The 15,614-nt window shown below is 65.9% G+C and carries 14 protein-coding genes; 10 read left to right on the forward strand and 4 right to left on the reverse strand.

Annotated elements, in window-relative coordinates; translation table 11 throughout:
* On the reverse strand, positions 1-2,142 hold the full coding sequence (locus QFZ46_RS17560; protein ID WP_307363514.1) for a catalase: 2,142 nt from the start codon (positions 2,140-2,142) through the stop codon (positions 1-3).
* A 189-nt stretch (positions 2,143-2,331) separates the two neighbouring features.
* A complete protein-coding gene (locus tag QFZ46_RS17565; protein WP_307363516.1) occupies positions 2,332-2,979 on the reverse strand; it encodes a TIGR00645 family protein in 648 nt (215 codons plus the stop codon).
* Between the two features lie 184 nt (positions 2,980-3,163).
* Between QFZ46_RS17565 and QFZ46_RS17570 the strand changes: the two genes are divergently transcribed.
* The 7 genes from QFZ46_RS17570 to QFZ46_RS17600 all read left to right on the forward strand — a co-directional run bounded on the left by QFZ46_RS17570 (position 3,164) and on the right by QFZ46_RS17600 (position 10,710).
* Positions 3,164-4,153 carry a TerC/Alx family metal homeostasis membrane protein gene (locus QFZ46_RS17570; RefSeq protein WP_307363518.1) on the forward strand — a complete coding sequence of 330 codons (990 nt, stop codon included), beginning with the start codon at positions 3,164-3,166 and terminating at the stop codon, positions 4,151-4,153.
* A gap of 175 nt (positions 4,154-4,328) precedes the next feature.
* Positions 4,329-5,786, forward strand: coding sequence for a 3-isopropylmalate dehydratase large subunit (leuC, locus tag QFZ46_RS17575; RefSeq protein WP_307363520.1), 1,458 nt, complete (start codon positions 4,329-4,331; stop codon positions 5,784-5,786).
* Positions 5,787-5,788: 2 nt separating this feature from the next.
* Positions 5,789-6,385, forward strand: coding sequence for a 3-isopropylmalate dehydratase small subunit (gene leuD, locus QFZ46_RS17580; protein WP_307363522.1), 597 nt, complete (start codon positions 5,789-5,791; stop codon positions 6,383-6,385).
* Between the two features lie 79 nt (positions 6,386-6,464).
* A complete protein-coding gene (gene murA, locus QFZ46_RS17585; RefSeq protein WP_307363524.1) occupies positions 6,465-7,832 on the forward strand; it encodes a UDP-N-acetylglucosamine 1-carboxyvinyltransferase in 1,368 nt (455 codons plus the stop codon).
* A gap of 5 nt (positions 7,833-7,837) precedes the next feature.
* Positions 7,838-8,593: a lysophospholipid acyltransferase family protein gene (locus QFZ46_RS17590; RefSeq protein ID WP_307363526.1), complete on the forward strand. Its 756-nt coding sequence runs from the start codon at positions 7,838-7,840 to the stop codon at positions 8,591-8,593.
* Positions 8,583-9,716 (forward strand): NAD(P)H-dependent glycerol-3-phosphate dehydrogenase, encoded by a 1,134-nt coding sequence (locus QFZ46_RS17595; protein WP_307363528.1) that lies wholly within the window; start codon positions 8,583-8,585, stop codon positions 9,714-9,716. Before QFZ46_RS17590 ends, QFZ46_RS17595 begins: the two co-directional genes overlap by 11 nt.
* A complete protein-coding gene (locus QFZ46_RS17600) occupies positions 9,622-10,710 on the forward strand; it encodes a D-alanine--D-alanine ligase family protein (RefSeq protein ID WP_307363531.1) in 1,089 nt (362 codons plus the stop codon). The genes QFZ46_RS17595 and QFZ46_RS17600 overlap by 95 nt, the downstream gene beginning before the upstream one ends.
* Positions 10,711-10,734: 24 nt before the next feature.
* Here QFZ46_RS17600 and QFZ46_RS17605 read toward each other — a convergent pair whose 3' ends face one another.
* The gene (locus QFZ46_RS17605) at positions 10,735-11,247 is read right to left on the reverse strand and encodes a DUF3515 family protein (protein ID WP_307363533.1); all 513 of its coding nucleotides are present in this window, start codon (positions 11,245-11,247) and stop codon (positions 10,735-10,737) included.
* A 23-nt stretch (positions 11,248-11,270) separates the two neighbouring features.
* Between QFZ46_RS17605 and thiL the strand changes: the two genes are divergently transcribed.
* Positions 11,271-12,266: a thiamine-phosphate kinase gene (gene thiL / locus QFZ46_RS17610; protein WP_307363534.1), complete on the forward strand. Its 996-nt coding sequence runs from the start codon at positions 11,271-11,273 to the stop codon at positions 12,264-12,266.
* On the opposite strand, the gene rsmD is transcribed toward thiL, so the two are convergent.
* A complete protein-coding gene (gene rsmD / locus QFZ46_RS17615) occupies positions 12,236-12,814 on the reverse strand; it encodes a 16S rRNA (guanine(966)-N(2))-methyltransferase RsmD (RefSeq protein WP_307363536.1) in 579 nt (192 codons plus the stop codon). The genes thiL and rsmD overlap by 31 nt on opposite strands.
* Positions 12,815-12,858: 44 nt before the next feature.
* Between rsmD and QFZ46_RS17620 the strand changes: the two genes are divergently transcribed.
* Together QFZ46_RS17620 and coaD are read left to right on the forward strand one after the other, a co-directional pair.
* On the forward strand, positions 12,859-15,039 hold the full coding sequence (locus tag QFZ46_RS17620; RefSeq protein ID WP_307363538.1) for an ATP-dependent DNA helicase RecG: 2,181 nt from the start codon (positions 12,859-12,861) through the stop codon (positions 15,037-15,039).
* Between the two features lie 27 nt (positions 15,040-15,066).
* Positions 15,067-15,564 (forward strand): pantetheine-phosphate adenylyltransferase, encoded by a 498-nt coding sequence (coaD, locus tag QFZ46_RS17625; RefSeq protein WP_307363540.1) that lies wholly within the window; start codon positions 15,067-15,069, stop codon positions 15,562-15,564.
* Positions 15,565-15,614: the final 50 nt, after the last annotated feature.

The following is a 15,614-nucleotide window of genomic DNA, read 5'->3' on the forward strand; positions in this document are numbered from 1 at the left end:
TCACGCGGGCAGGCTCGCCATTCTTTCCCACACGCGGTGGCCAGGGAGCAACCCGAGCAGGGCATCCGCAAGGACAGGCGCGCTGCCCGTCGATACACCTTCGTCCTCTGCACCGAAGGAGACGGAGCCGAAGATGCTCACAGCGTCGTCCTCGACCCCTATTCCCTTGCCGTGCCGGAATGCCTCGTCGAGCAGGGCGAGCGCACGTCGGTCGTCCGTCGCTGCGAGAACGATGACGCCGTCGAGCTCGACACTCGTCGCCGTGTCGAAGCTGCGCTGGACCGGAACGCCCCCGATCATGCCGCCCGTCGGAGCGATCACGAAAGGCAGTACGCCGGCGTCATGCAGCCTCGTCCGGACTGCGACGAGGTCCGCTTCGTCTGAGTCGGGACTCGCGACGATTCCGACCACACGGCCATCGATGGGCCATTCTCCGCCCACCATCCGTAGCGCGGGACTCGGTTCGACATCGGGGAGCTCGATCGACGCGGCGGGCGCCGGCAGTCCGAGGCGTGCAGCCACACCGGCGCACAGGGTCTCGTCGATGTCTGCAAGATGCTGCAGCTGACGTTCTTTGATCGCCTGCTCGTAGCATTTGCCGAGCTCGAACGCGTAGGCATCGATGATGTGCTGCTGCTCGACGCCGGTGAGGCTGCGGAAGAACAGCCTCACCTGCGAGAAGTGGTCGTCGAAGCTGGCGGGCGCTGCGCGCTGAACGCGGCTCTCACCGACGGGAACGGGAATATCGATGAATGCGTCCTCGCCGGCACCCGCGAGGAATGGACATCCGCCATCCAACGAGTTCGGGTGATACGGCGCGACGCCCCCGTGCACGGCCGATTGATGCACGCCGTCGCGCAGCATGTCATTCACGGCAGCGTGCGGTCGATTGATCGGCAGCTGGGCGAAGTTCGGCCCGCCCAGACGCGTGATCTGCGTGTCGATGTACGAGAACAACCGACCTTGCAGAAGGGGGTCGTTCGTCACATCGACGCCGGGAACGAGGTGTCCGGGGTGAAACGCCACCTGCTCGGTCTCCGCGAAGTAGTTCATCGGGTTGCGGTCGAGCGTCATCGTGCCGAGCACCTGCAGCGGGGCGAGTTCCTCGGGGACGATCTTGGTGGGATCGAGCAGGTCGATCCCCTCGAACATCTGATCCTCGTCGTCTGGGAAGACCTGCACGGCGAGGTCCCACTGCGGGAACGCACCGGACTCGATGGCGTCGGCGAGATCGCGGCGGTGGAAGTCCGGGTCCTTGCCCGCGAGCAGCTGCGCCTCCTCCCAGGTGAGGCCGTGGGTGCCCAGTCGCGGACGCCAGTGGAACTTCACGAGCACCGTTCCATCCGCATCGTCGATCATCCGGAAGGTGTGGATTCCGAATCCCTGCATCATGCGGTAGGAGCGAGGAATCCCACGATCGGACATGTTCCAGATCGTGTGGTGCTGCGCCTCCGTGTGCAGCGAGACGAAGTCCCAGAACGTGTCGTGCGCGGATTGCGCCTGGGGGATCTCGCGATCGGGATGGGGCTTCCCGGCATGGATCACGTCCGGGAACTTGATCGCGTCCTGGATGAAGAAGACCGGGATGTTGTTTCCGACGAGATCGTAGACGCCTTCCTCGGTGTAGAACTTCGTCGCGAAGCCACGGGTGTCGCGTACGGTGTCGGCCGAGCCGCGCGAGCCGAGTACGGTCGAGAAGCGCACGAACACCGGCGTCACGACACCGGGGCGCAGGAAACCAGCTCGGCTGATCGACGATCCTCGGCCGTTCGACTCGAAGCGGCCGTGGGCGGCAGCGCCGCGCGCGTGGACGGCGCGTTCCGGGATCCGCTCGTGGTCGAAGTGCGTGATCTTCTCGCGGAGGTGGTGATCCTGGAGGAGGACCGGGCCCCGCGGGCCCGCGGTGAGCGAATGGTCGGTCTCGCGCAACCGCGTACCCTGCGCCGTCGTGAGTCGGTCGCCCTGCTGGGCGACGGCCTCCTGAGGGTCGGCACTGGGTGCACCCGTCGGCGTACGCACCTCCGGTCCGGTTTGATCGGGCTTCGGCGGGAGCACCTGGCCGTCGCGCGGTTCGTCCTGCCGTGGTGCGTGCGATGCAGGGCTGCCGGGGAGGGGGATCTCGTGCTCATCGTGCGTGGACATTCGTCTTCTCCTTCGTCATCGGGATGATGACGCCAGCGTGCGTGGAGATCGTTGCCGCAGAGGAGGGGATTGACACATGCGCGGATCGAGGTCTCGGCACGAGCTCAGGTGTCGCTCGACGAGCAGGGGAGCACGCGGGAGCGGTGCGCTACGAGCCGCGGTGGGGCTTCGGCGCAGTCGTCGCCCCGATCAGCTCTTCTCCGCGTGCGCCGCGGCGAGTGTCTGCTGCGACATCCGGTCGATCCACGCCAGCGCCAGCGCGGAGACGATGAACACCATGTGGATCACCACCTGCCAGAACACTCCGGTCGGGGTGTAGCTGGCGCCCACCGCGTCCGACCGGACACCGTCCTCGTCCATGTTCCCGACGGCGATGAACGTCTTGAGCAGGTGGATCGAGGAGATGCCGATGATCGCCATCGCGAGTTTGACCTTGAGCACGTTCGCGTTGACGTGCGAGAGCCACTCCGGTTGATCCGGGTGACCGTCGGTGTTGATGCGGGAGACGAAGGTCTCGTAGCCGCCAATGATCACCATGATCAGCAGGTTGGCGATCATGACGACATCGATCAGCCCCAGCACGCTGAGCATGATCGTCGCCTCGTTGATATGGGTGATTCCGCCGATCACGTCATCGACGATGAGGTGATACAGCTCCACCATGAAGACGATGACGTACACGAGCTGCGCGACGATGAGCCCGATGTACAGCGGCGCCTGCAGCCAGCGGCTGACGAAGATCAGTGAGCCGATCGAACGCGCCCACGGATTACGGGGGGCGGTCTCGAGCGGTGCAGTGCCGGGCGTGGTCAGTTCTGGCTGAGAAGGCGGAGTCACGTCGACTATTTCACCACGTCTCAAAAGCTCCGCTAACATTGAGTTCGCGAGAGGGAGTATCCCGAATTTCACGCGATCGTCATCACGAGCATCAAGAATGCTGCTCCGGGCGCGTGACGCACGTCAGTGCGGGGGAGAGACTTTCGGCCTATTCCCGACCTCTCTCGAAAGGTGCTGTGCACCGTTGAACATCCCCGTGTGGTTCGAGATCACCTCGCTGGTGGTCCTGACCGTCATCCTCATCGCTGACCTGCTTCTCATCCTGAAGCGCCCGCACATCCCATCCACGAAGGAATCCAGCCTCTGGGTCGCGTTCTATGTGACGCTCGCCTTGATCTTCGCTGTGGTGCTGTTCTTCATCGGCGACGCGAAGACCTCGCTGGACTTCCTCACCGGCTGGGCGATGGAGTACAGCCTCTCCATCGACAACCTGTTCGTGTTCGTGTTGATCATGACTCAGTTCTCGGTGCCGCGCCGCTATCAGCAGGAAGCGCTGATGGTGGGCATCATCATCGCGCTGATCCTCCGCGCGGTCTTCATCCTCATCGTCGGAGCCGCAGTCGAGCATCTGAGTCCGATCTTCTACCTGTTCGGTGCGTTCCTCGTCTTCACCGCGATCCGTCAGGCGATGCCAGACAAGCACGAAGAGGACGAGCAGACCGAGAACTTCATCATCCGGATGCTCCGTCGTGGCATCGACATCAGCGACGATTACGACGGATCGAAGATCCGCACCGTCGTCAACGGCAAGAAGATCTGGACGCCGATGCTCATCGTGTTCGTCTCGCTCGGCGTGACGGACCTGATGTTCGCGGTCGACTCGATCCCTGCCATCTTCGGCGTCACCCAGGATCCGTTCATCGTCTTCACCGCGAACCTGTTCGCCCTGATGGGACTACGTCAGCTCTACTTCCTGCTCGGCGACCTGCTCGAGAAGCTCAAGTACCTGCACTACGGCGTCGCGTTCATCCTCGGCTTCATCGGAGTGAAGCTCATCCTGCACGCCATGCACGAGAACGAACTGCCGTTCATCAACGGCGGACACCCGATCGAGTGGGCGCCGGACATCAACAACTGGGTGTCGCTCGGTGTGATCTTCGCGTCCATGGCCGTCGCGACCATCGCCAGCCTCATCTCGTCGTCGCGGGAGAAGCGGGCGGCTCTGAGCGAGTGAGGATCGTCGGCGTCGCTTCGTGACGTCGACGCGCGGACCACCCGTCGCTGCGGTGTAAACTGACCGGCATGCGGCGGGTGTTCCTTCTCCTTAGTGGCCGCGACGAGAGCTCGAACTAGGCCTTCCTCGTCGCGGAGTCCAGTGTGGCCGACCACCGACTTCTGGAGAGTACAACATGATCTCAGCTGCCCCCACCGCCTCTTCGACTCCTCGCACACTCGCCGAGAAGGTCTGGGATGACCATCTCGTCGTGAAGGGCGAGAACGGCGAACCCGACCTGATCTACATCGATCTGCACCTGGTGCACGAGGTGACGAGCCCGCAGGCGTTCGACGGACTTCGCACCGAAGGACGACCGCTGCGCAGAGTCGATCTGACGATCGCCACCGAAGACCACAACACGCCGACGCTCGAGATCGACAAGCCGATCGCCGACCTCACCAGCCGTACCCAGATCGAGACGCTGCGGCGCAATGCCGAGGAGTTCGGTGTGCGCATCCACTCCCTGGGTGACGCGGAACAGGGCATCGTGCACGTCGTCGGGCCCCAACTGGGTCTCACCATGCCCGGCATCACCGTCGTGTGCGGTGACTCGCACACCTCGACGCACGGCGCGTTCGGAGCGATGGCATTCGGCATCGGCACCAGCGAGGTCGAGCACGTCATGGCGACCCAGACGCTGCCGCTCAAGCCGTTCAAGACCATGGCGATCACCGTCGAGGGCGAGCTCAAGCCCGGCGTGAGCGCGAAGGACATCATCCTCGCCGTGATCGCGAAGATCGGCACCGGCGGCGGACAGGGCTATGTGCTCGAGTTCCGCGGCAGCGCCATCCGTGCCCTCTCGATGGAGGGGCGCATGACGATCTGCAACATGTCGATCGAGGCGGGCGCCCGCGCGGGGATGGTCGCGCCCGACGACACGACCTTCGCCTACCTCAAGGGGCGTGCGCATGCACCAGAGGGACAGGACTGGGAGGATGCCGTCGCCTACTGGCGCACACTGCCCACCGACGAGGGCGCGACGTTCGACGCCGAGGTCCTGATCGATGCGAATGAGCTCGAACCGTTCGTGACGTGGGGCACCAACCCGGGACAGGGCACCTCGCTCTCCTCTTCGGTGCCGGATCCGGCCGACATCGCGGACCCGAACGAGCGCGTCGCCGCAGAGCGTGCGCTGCAGTACATGGATCTCGCACCGGGAACGCCTCTCAAGGAGGTGCCGGTGGATGCCGTTTTCATGGGATCGTGCACGAACAGCCGCATCGAGGACCTGCGCGCGTTCGCATCGGTCATCAAGGGGCGCAAGAAGGCCGAAGGCGTGCGTGTCATGGTTGTCCCGGGGTCTGCTCGGGTGCGGCTCGAGGCAGAGGCCGAGGGCATCGACCAGATCGTCAAGGACTTCGGCGCGGAGTGGCGCTTCGCCGGCTGCTCGATGTGCCTGGGTATGAATCCGGATCAGTTGGCACCGGGGGAGCGCTGCGCATCCACGTCGAACCGCAACTTCGAAGGGCGCCAGGGCAAGGGCGGTCGAACCCACCTCGTCTCGCCGCTGGTCGCGGCGGCGACCGCCGTGCGCGGCACGCTGTCGAGCCCGAGCGACCTGGAATCCGCCCGCGAACTGGTAGGAGCCTGATCATGGAGAAGTTCACCACTCACACCGGCATCGCCGCCCCGATGAAGCGCTCGAACGTCGACACGGATCAGATCATCCCCGCGGTCTTCCTGAAGCGGGTCACGAAGACCGGCTTCGAGGACGCGCTGTTCCACGCGTGGCGGCAGGACCCGGAGTTCGTGCTGAACCAGCCTGCTTTCCACGGCGCATCCGTGCTCGTCGCCGGACCGGATTTCGGTACCGGGTCCAGTCGGGAGCACGCGGTCTGGGCGTTGCGCGATTTCGGCTTCAAGGTCGTCCTGAGCACGCGATTCGGTGACATCTTCCGCGGCAACTCGGGCAAGCAGGGCCTGCTCGCCGCGACCATCTCCGAAGCCGATCTCGACGGAATCTGGGCGGAGATCGACGCGAATCCAGGGGCGGAGATCACAGTCGACCTCGAGGCGCGCACCGCCGCTATCGGCGATCTCCGAGCCGCCATCGAGATCGACGATTACACTAGATGGCGGCTCCTTGAAGGGCTCGATGACATCGGGCTCACGCTGCGCAACGAAGACAAGATCGCGCAGTTCGAGGCCCGCCGCGAGTCGTGGCGGCCACGTACGCTCCCTGTCCGCTGACACCGAGCACATCGTGAGCCTGGAGCATCCGCTCCAGCGGCAGATGCCGCGTCCATGACCATGAAGTGAGGCTCCTCGAATGACGACAACCGTGCGCGCTGAGCTTCCAGAGGGAGTTCCTGCTTTGACCGGAGATGTGCTGGCAATCCGAGGTGGACGGCCGCTGCGCGGCCGCGTCGATGTGAAGGGTGCGAAGAACCTCGCCACGAAGGCGATGGTCGCTTCTCTCCTCGGCGAGGACACCAGCATCCTGCGAGACGTGCCCGGCATCAGCGATGTCGCCGTCGTGCGCTCACTGCTCGAAGTGCACGGCGTTCGTGTCAGCGAAGGCGATGAGGTCGGCTCGCTGGTCCTCGACCCCAGCGATGTGGAATCAGCGCACATGGAGGAGATCGACGCGCACGCTGGTGCGTCGCGCATCCCGATCCTGTTCTGCGGCCCGCTGCTGCACCGCCTGGGTCAGGCATTCATCCCGGACCTCGGCGGCTGCCGCATCGGCGACCGACCGATCGACTTCCACCTCGATGCACTTCGCAAGTTCGGCGCCATCGTGGAGAAGCTTCCCAGTGGCATCAGGCTGTCGACGCAGGGCGGACGCCTGCACGGCGCGAACATCCACCTTCCGTACCCGAGCGTGGGCGCCACCGAGCAGGTGCTGCTGACCGCCGTGCGTGCCGAGGGCACCACCGAGCTGCGCAACGCGGCCATCGAGCCCGAGATCATGGATCTCATCGCGGTGCTGCAGAAGATGGGCGCGATCATCTCGTACGAGCCCAACCGCGTGATCCTCATCGAGGGCGTGGAGACGCTGCGCGGCTACGATCACCGTTCGATCTTCGATCGCAACGAGGCGGCGTCCTGGGCTTCTGCTGCGCTCGCGACCGACGGCGAGATCTTCGTCGGCGGCGCCAAGCAGCAGGAGATGCTGACCTTCCTCAACGTCTTCCGCAAGGCAGGCGGCTGGTTCGACGTGAAGGAGGACGGCATCCTCTTCCGTCGCGGTGGTGAGCTGCAGCCCGTGGTCGTGGAGACCGACGTGCACCCCGGATTCATGACTGACTGGCAGCAGCCGCTCGTCGTCGCTCTCACGCAGGCGAAGGGACGCTCGGTCGTGCACGAGACGGTGTACGAGAACCGGATGGGCTTCACCGATGCACTCGTGAAGATGGGCGCCGACATCGTGGTGCACCCGCACGGACTTCAGGACGGCCCGCGCCGTGTGCCGCGCCGCGAACTGGAGCAGGCAGCGGTCATCACCGGCCCGACGCCACTGCACGCCGCTGACATCGTCGTACCGGACCTGCGTGGCGGCTACAGCCACGTCATCGCCGCGCTCACGGCGGAGGGCGAATCGCAGGTGTCCGGCGTTGACATCCTCAGCCGCGGTTACGAGAAGTTCCTCGCGAAGCTCGACGCCCTCGGCGCCGACTTCGACGTCGTCCGGTGACAGCGATGGGCTCCCGGTCACCCGAGAAGTCCCGCCCGAGTCCGTTCTGGCCGCTCGCGGCGATCGTCGTGCCGGCGGTCGGCTATCTGGCGAAGATCGAGATCCGGAACAAGGAGAAGCTGCCGGCCAAGGGCGCGTTCGTGCTCGCGCCGAACCATTACTCGGAGTTCGACCCGCTCATCGTCGCAGCGGCCGTGTGGCGGCTCGGGCGTGCGCCGCGTTTCATGGCGAAGGAGAGCCTGTTCCGCGTGCCGGTCTTCGGCTGGCTGATGCGCAAGATGGGGATGGTGCCGGTTGCAAGGGCGACCTCTGCGGCGGCGGCGAAGCAGACCATCGAGCAATCGCGAGCTCTTGTGGCGAACGAGCGCGGCGTGATCGTCTACCCGGAAGGCACGCTCACCCGGGATCCCGACCTGTGGCCGATGCGCGGGAAGTCCGGTGCAGTGCGGCTCGCCCTGGCCGGCGGCATCCCGCTCATCCCGGTGGCGCAGTGGGGCACTCAGCACATCATGGGCAGGTACGAGAAGGGGCTGAGCCTCTGGCCACCGCGCAAGCGTGTTCAGGTGCTCTTCGGCGACCCTGTCGACATCTCTGATCTGAGCGGCCGTGCGGGGGAGCAGGCGGCGCTGAACGAGGCCACCAATCGGCTGATGAACGCGATCACCGCTTTGCTCGAAGAGCTGCGCGGGGAGAAGGCACCTGCGACGCGCTGGAATCCGGCCGAGCACGGCCAGAAGGAGACCGGACGCCTTGACTCGTAAAAACTCAGCGCCGGTCGGACCCCGCGTCACCGTCATCGGAGCCGGGAGCTGGGGAACGACCTTCGGGAAGATCCTCGCCGACGGTGGTGCCCACGTGACCATGTGGGCTCGCAGGCCGGAACAGGCACTCGAGATCGCAGAGGGCAAACGCAACTCGAAGTACCTTCCCGGCATCAATCTGCCGCGTACGATCACGGCCACGCACGAGCTGTCCACAGCGCTCGACGGTGCGGATCAGGTCTATCTGTCGGTTCCGAGCCAGTCGCTGCGTGAGAACCTCAAGGCGGTTCGTCCGCTGCTCTCCGACCGTGAGGTGCCCATCATCAGTCTGATGAAGGGCGTCGAACGATCCAGCGGCCTGCGCATGAGCCAGGTGATCGAGCAGGAGCTTCGTTGCGACCCGATGCGGATCGCGGTGGCATCCGGGCCGAACCTCGCGCTCGAGATCGCGCGAGAGCAGCCGACGGCGGCGGTGATCGCTTCTCTCAACCAGGAGACGGCCGAGACGGTCGCCCGGGCGGCCCGCAACACCTACTTCCGCACGTTCGTGAACACCGACGTGATCGGCACCGAGTTCGGCGGCGTGCTGAAGAACCTCATCGCCGTCGCGATCGGCATCGTCGACGGCGTCGGCTATGGCGAGAACACGAAGGCCTCGATCATCACGCGCGGTCTTGTCGAGATGACGGACTTCGCAGTGGCGAACGGCGCACAGTCCGAGACCCTGCAGGGCCTTGCTGGCCTCGGCGACCTGATCGCCACCTGCCAGTCGCCGCTCAGTCGGAATAACACGGCGGGTCGACTGCTCGGCCAGGGATACAGCTATCAGGATGTCGTGAAGCAGATGAACCAGACCGCAGAGGGGCTGGCGTCCGTGGCGCCGATCCTGCAACTGGCCCGAGAGTCCGATGTGCACATGCCCATCGTCGAGCAGGTGAAGATGGTGCTGGACGGGACGATGAATCCCCGTGACATCGCACCGCACCTGACAACCGACGACGACACTCCCCAGGAGGAGAGAACCAATCATGGACAAGCAGACGGTGGTGGTGCTCTTCGGAGGGCGTTCCAGCGAGCATTCCATCAGCTCCGCGACGGCGGGCGGGGTGCTGCACGCGATTGACCGCGACCGCTACGACGTGATCCCGATCGGGATCACACGTGAGGGTGCGTTCGTCCTCGAAGAGGATCGTCCGGACAAGTTCGCTCTGGATGCCGAGAACCTCCCCACTGTCGTGGACAACGGCACCCGCGTGCTGTGGCCCGAGCCCGGTGGCGATCGGACTCTGCGGGTGACCCAGACCGATGGATCCGTGACAGGTCTCGGCGCGATCGATGTCGTGCTTCCGCTCCTGCACGGGCTGCACGGCGAAGACGGCGCCATCCAGGGCTTCTTCGACGTGCTCGACGTGCCGTACGCGGGATGCGGCATCCTCGACTCGGCGATCTGCCTCGACAAGCACTACACGAAGCTCGCGCTCTCCGCGGCCGGTATCGCCGTGTCACCTGGCATCACGATCCGTCGTGCGCAGTGGGAGGCCGACGCGGCTCGGTTCCGTGCGGACATCGCGGCTCTGGGATCCGTGGTGTTCGTCAAGCCGGCGAGCGCAGGATCGAGCGTCGGCGTGTCGTGTGTCGTCGACGGCGATGGCCTGGATGAGGCGATGCGCATCGCCTTCGCTGAAGACGAGAAGGTGCTCGTCGAATCGAAGGTCGACGGTCGTGAGATCGAGGTCGGCGTGCTCGCCGGTCGTGCCGGCGAGGCAGCACGGGCGTCGCTTCCCGGCGAAGTCGTCCTCACGTCTCGCAGCTTCTACGATTTCGAGGGCAAGTACCTCGGCGGCGACGGCGTGGAAATCGTGTGCCCGGCGGATGTCGATGACGCGCTCATCGAGCGGCTGCGCGATGCCGCTGTACGCGCGTTCGAGGCTGTCGACGGCCGAGGGCTGGCACGGGTGGACTTCTTCGTCACCCGTGACGGCGACCTCGTCGTCAACGAGCTCAACACGATGCCGGGCTTCACGCCGATCTCCATGTTCCCGAAGTGCTGGGTCGCCTCGGGTCTGAGCTACCGCGACCTCATCACCGAGCTCGTAGAGGTCGGCCTGCAACGCTGACGCCTGTCTTGAGCTGCTGGGCATTCAGCCCAGCAGCTCCTGCGCGTCCTCATCGAGCTCATCCGGCGCCGTGCACTTGCCATCGGAGGGAATCGCGGTGACGGCCCCGACAAGTGTGCGGGTGCTGATCACATCATTCGAACTGACCGCACCCGTGTCGATGTAGAGCTGGACGGCCGGATCACGACCGTAGGTCGTCAGTCGAAGGAACGGAGTGTCAGACGCGTCCACGAGCCAATCGACGCCCTCGAGCGTGACGCACTGCAGCTCGCTCGTGGGAGCCGGTACGGCGACGCCGCAGCGAAGAATGATCGCCGAGGGCTCCCCGGGGTCACCCCATGCGCCGGTCGCCTGCGCGTCGGTCCACCGACGATCCTTGTCGGCGATGCTCGCGACGTTCTGCAGGCCGACTGAGACTTCGGCGCACAGCGGGTTGTTCGCGTCGTCTGCCGGCTCGAGGTGCACCGTGGTGGAGCAGCCGCCCAGCAGGGCCGTTCCGAGCAGGAGGAGGGCGGCTGCGGCAAGACGGCGGGTCATGATTCCAGGCTACCTTTGACACCATGCCCTCCCGTTCAGCAGACGATGACCCGCGCCTGGGAGACGTGTCAGAAGGCACGATCCTGCGTGCCATCCTCAGTCGTACCGCCCCCGCGTCGCATGCGATCCTCGGCCCGGGGGATGACGCCGCCGTGATAGCCACGCCGTCGGGCTCTGTCGTCGCTACGACGGACACGTTGGTTCACGGGCCGGACTTCCGGCTTGCCTGGTCGACCGGCTACGACCTCGGATGGAAGTCGGCCGCCGTGAATCTGGCGGATGTCGCAGCGATGGGCGCGCGACCCACGGCGCTTCTGGTCGCACTGGCCGTGCCGCGCGATCTCCGGCTGTCGTTCGTGGAGCAGCTCGCCGACGGGTTCCGTGAGGCCTGTGAGGCGCTGGCCCCCGGGTGCGCGGTGGTCGGGGGAGATCTGACAGTATCCGACGTGCTCACCATCGCCGTCACGGCGCTGGGCGATCTTGAAGGCAGAGAGCCCGTCACGAGGGCAGGTGCACGCCCTGGTGATGTCGTGGCCGTCGCCGGCGAACTCGGACACGCTGCCCACGGCCTCGCCGTGCTGTTCGGACGGTTCCGTGATGGTGGTGTCCCGGTCCCGATCGACTCGGATCTGCTCGAGAGCGGTGAGCGCGCGGCGCTGTCAGCGCAGCTGCGCCCAGCGCCGCCGATCGGACTCGGCGTGATGGCATCCGTGGCTGCAGCGACGGCGATGATGGACATCTCCGACGGTCTCGCGTTGGATGCCGGACGTCTCGCAGCAGCATCCGACGTCACGCTGGACCTGTCGCGCGCCGCTCTCGGTGAGCACCCGGAACGCGCCCTCGCCGGCGGTGAGGATCACGCCCTGCTCGCCACGTTCCCCTCAGATGTACTCCCACCTGGCTTCCGCATCATCGGGGCAGTACGCGAGCGCGGCGCAGACGGAGTGCTGTGCGACGGTCTGCCTGTTTCCTCCGACGGCTGGGATCCCTACCGCGATTGGGATTCGACAGCCGGCTGAGCCCACCAGATCGCCGTGTCGCCGTAGGACTTCTCGCGGAACACCTCGAGTCCGGCTGCCGTGGCATCGGGGGGCGTGGATCGGCGCGCACGTTCGATCACGACCACTGCGTCGTCGGACAGCAGCGGAGCCAGCGCGATCAGATCGGCATCCATGGTCTGGTCGTCCAGGTCATAAGGCGGATCGGTGAAGACAAGGTCGTACGGACCTGCCGCGCGTTTGAGGAACGCGCTGACCGCACTCTCATGCACGCGCGCGGTGGCGTTGCCCAAGGGGCGGGCGACCGTGGCGATGTTCCGACGCACCACGGCGGCGGCGGAACGCGAACGCTCGACGAGGTCGACGCTCGCTGCGCCCCGGCTCAGGGCTTCGAGGCCCAGCGCTCCTGACCCTGCGTACAGATCCAGCACACGGGCTCCTGCGATGACATCGAGCGACTCCAGGGCACCGAAGAGCGATTCGCGTACCCGGTCGCTGGTCGGCCGCGTGCCGCTGCCCGGTACGTCGAGGCGGAGCCCGCGGGCTCGTCCGGCGATGATCCTCGTCACCCGAACAGCCTATGGCTGTCCGCGGCGTTCTCTAGACTTCAGGCATGGCCTTCTCCCTCGACACGAGTCTCGCCGAGGCGATCGGTCCGGCGTCGGCCAAGAAGGTCGAGCGGGCATTCGGCATGACGACGGTCGGAGAGATGCTGGGCCACTATCCCCGCCGTTATGCGGATCCTGCGGAGCTCACTCCGATCCGAGACCTGCCTGTGGGGGAGACGGTGACGATCGTCGCCGAAGTGCTCTCCTCGTCTGCGCGCGCGATGCGCAATCGCAACGGCGCCATGACCGACGTCATCATCGGGGATGAGCACGGTCGGGTCTCGCTGACGTTCTTCGCGAAGAACATCCAGCAGGCGCAGTGGCGTGCGAATGAGATGCGTCCTGGCCGGCGTGGAGTGTTCTCCGGCAAGGTCGGCATGTACAACGAGACCACCCAGTTCGCTCACCCGCAGGTCGAACTCTTCGACGACGAGGAGAGCGCACAGGCCAGGGCGGATGATCGCGCGCACAGGCCGATCCCGATCTACCCGGCGACCTCGGCGGTCTCGAGTCAGCAGTTCCGCGAGTTGATCGAGAAGGTCCTTCCCGACGTCGGCGATGTGCCCGATCCGCTTCCGGACGAGATCCGGAAGCGCGAGGGGCTGCTGGATGCCCGCACAGCGCTGGTGCAGTTGCACCGCCCGCAAGCACGTAACGACGTCGATCCCGCCGTTCGCACCCTTCGCATGCACGAGGCCCTTGTGCTGCAGACCGCGCTGCTGCAGCAGCGCGCAGCGGTGCGGTCACTGAACGCCACGCCGCGCCAGGCGAAGCCGGGCGGACTGCTCGAGCGCTTCGACGCATTGCTGCCGTACACCCTCACCGCTGACCAGCGGACGGTCGGAGATCAGATCGCGGACGACCTCACCGGCGCGTGGCCGATGAACCGACTGGTGCAGGGTGAGGTCGGATCCGGAAAGACCCTCGTCGCTCTGCGCGCCATGCTGCAAGTCGCCGAGTCCGGCGGGCAGGCTGCACTGATCGCTCCCACAGAGGTACTCGCATCCCAGCATCTGCGGTCCATCACGAAGATGCTCGGGCCCGATCTTGCACCGCTGCTCATGCCGACCCTGCTCACCGGCCAGATGTCTGCTCCTGCGCGCCGCAAGGCCGCGCTGAGGGTCGCTGCCGGCCAAGCGCTCATCGTCGTGGGCACGCACGCTCTGCTGGGGGAGAAGACGACATTCGCCGACCTCGGCCTCGTCGTCGTGGATGAGCAGCACCGCTTCGGCGTCGAGCAGCGAGAGGCGCTGCGCGCGAAGGGCTCCAGCCCGCACGCTCTCGTGCTCACGGCGACTCCGATTCCCCGCACTGTCGCGATGACGGTGTTCGGCGACCTGGACACTTCGGTCATCCGCACGATGCCGGCCGGGCGGGCTGGCATCGAATCGTTCGTCGCGCCGCTGGCGGAGCATCCCGATTGGTTCCGTCGCGTGTGGGACAGAGCGGCGGAGGAGATCGCGCAGAAGCGACAGGTGTTCGCGGTGTGCGCGGCCATCGACACGACGAAGAAGTCGGCGGGTGAGGAGGATCAGGCAGCGCTGGTGCCCACGGAGGAAGGCTCGTCCGGCCCGCGCTGGGGCGTCGTGCAGCTGGACGCTGCGCTGGAGACGCATCCGACCGTCGGCAAGCTCCGGCGCGCCGTGCTCCACGGGAAGATGCCGTCGGAGACGAAGGACGCCGTGATGCAGGCCTTCGCGCGTGGGGAGATCGATCTGTTGATCGCGACGACGGTGATCGAGGTCGGTGTCGATGTTCCGAACGCCTCCACGATGATCGTGCTCGATGCCGACCGATTCGGAGTCTCGCAGCTGCACCAGTTGCGCGGACGCGTCGGCCGTGGCGATGTGCCAGGGCTGTGTTTGCTGGTCACCGAGGCAGAAGAAGGGTCATTGGCACGCGATCGCGTCGAGGCGGTGGCTGCGACCCTCGACGGCTTCGCGTTGGCGGAGGTCGATCTGGAGCTGCGGGGCGAGGGCGATGTGCTCGGGTCGACGCAGTCCGGCGTGCGGTCGTCGCTGAAACTGCTGCGCGTCGTGAAGGACTCGAAACTGATCGCGCGCGCGAGAGAGCTGGCGGAGGACATCCTCGACGTTGATCCGCAGCTGGCGTCGCACACAGGTCTCCGCGAGGTCATCGCCCGCCGCGTCACAGAGGAAGACCGAGCCGCACTCGCGAAGAACTGAGATCCTGGTGTGCCATAGGCTGGTGCCATGAGCAGCCGGATCGCCGTTGTCCCTGGTTCATTCGACCCGCCCACTCTGGGTCATCTCGATGTGATCCGTCGAGCGGCGAAGCTGTACGACGAGCTGCATGTGCTCGTGGTGCACAATCCTGGCAAAGAGGCGATGCTCCCGATCGCTCAGCGGCTGTCGTTGCTGGAACAGTCCATCGCGGAAGACGGCATGGGCGACAACATCATCATCGGATCGTGGAGCATGGGGCTTCTGGTCGACTACGCGCGCGATGTGGGTGCCGGCGTACTCGTGAAGGGCATCCGCTCCCAGATCGATGTCGCCTACGAGTCGCCTATGGCGATCGTGAACCGCCACCTCGCCGACATCGAGACGGTGTTCCTGCTGCCGGATCCCTCGCACGCGATGGTGTCGAGTTCGCTCGTGCGTCAGGTGGCCGGTCTGGGCGGCGACATCACGCCGTTCGTACCGCGCGCGGTCGCCGCATTCCTCGATACCGGAGCACGCGGCCTCTGACGTGCGGCCCCATTCCCAGCATCCGCGGGTAGCATGAAAGCGTGAAGACC

Source organism: Microbacterium murale (genome assembly GCF_030815955.1).
GTDB classification, from domain to species: Bacteria; Actinomycetota; Actinomycetes; order Actinomycetales; family Microbacteriaceae; genus Microbacterium; species Microbacterium murale_A.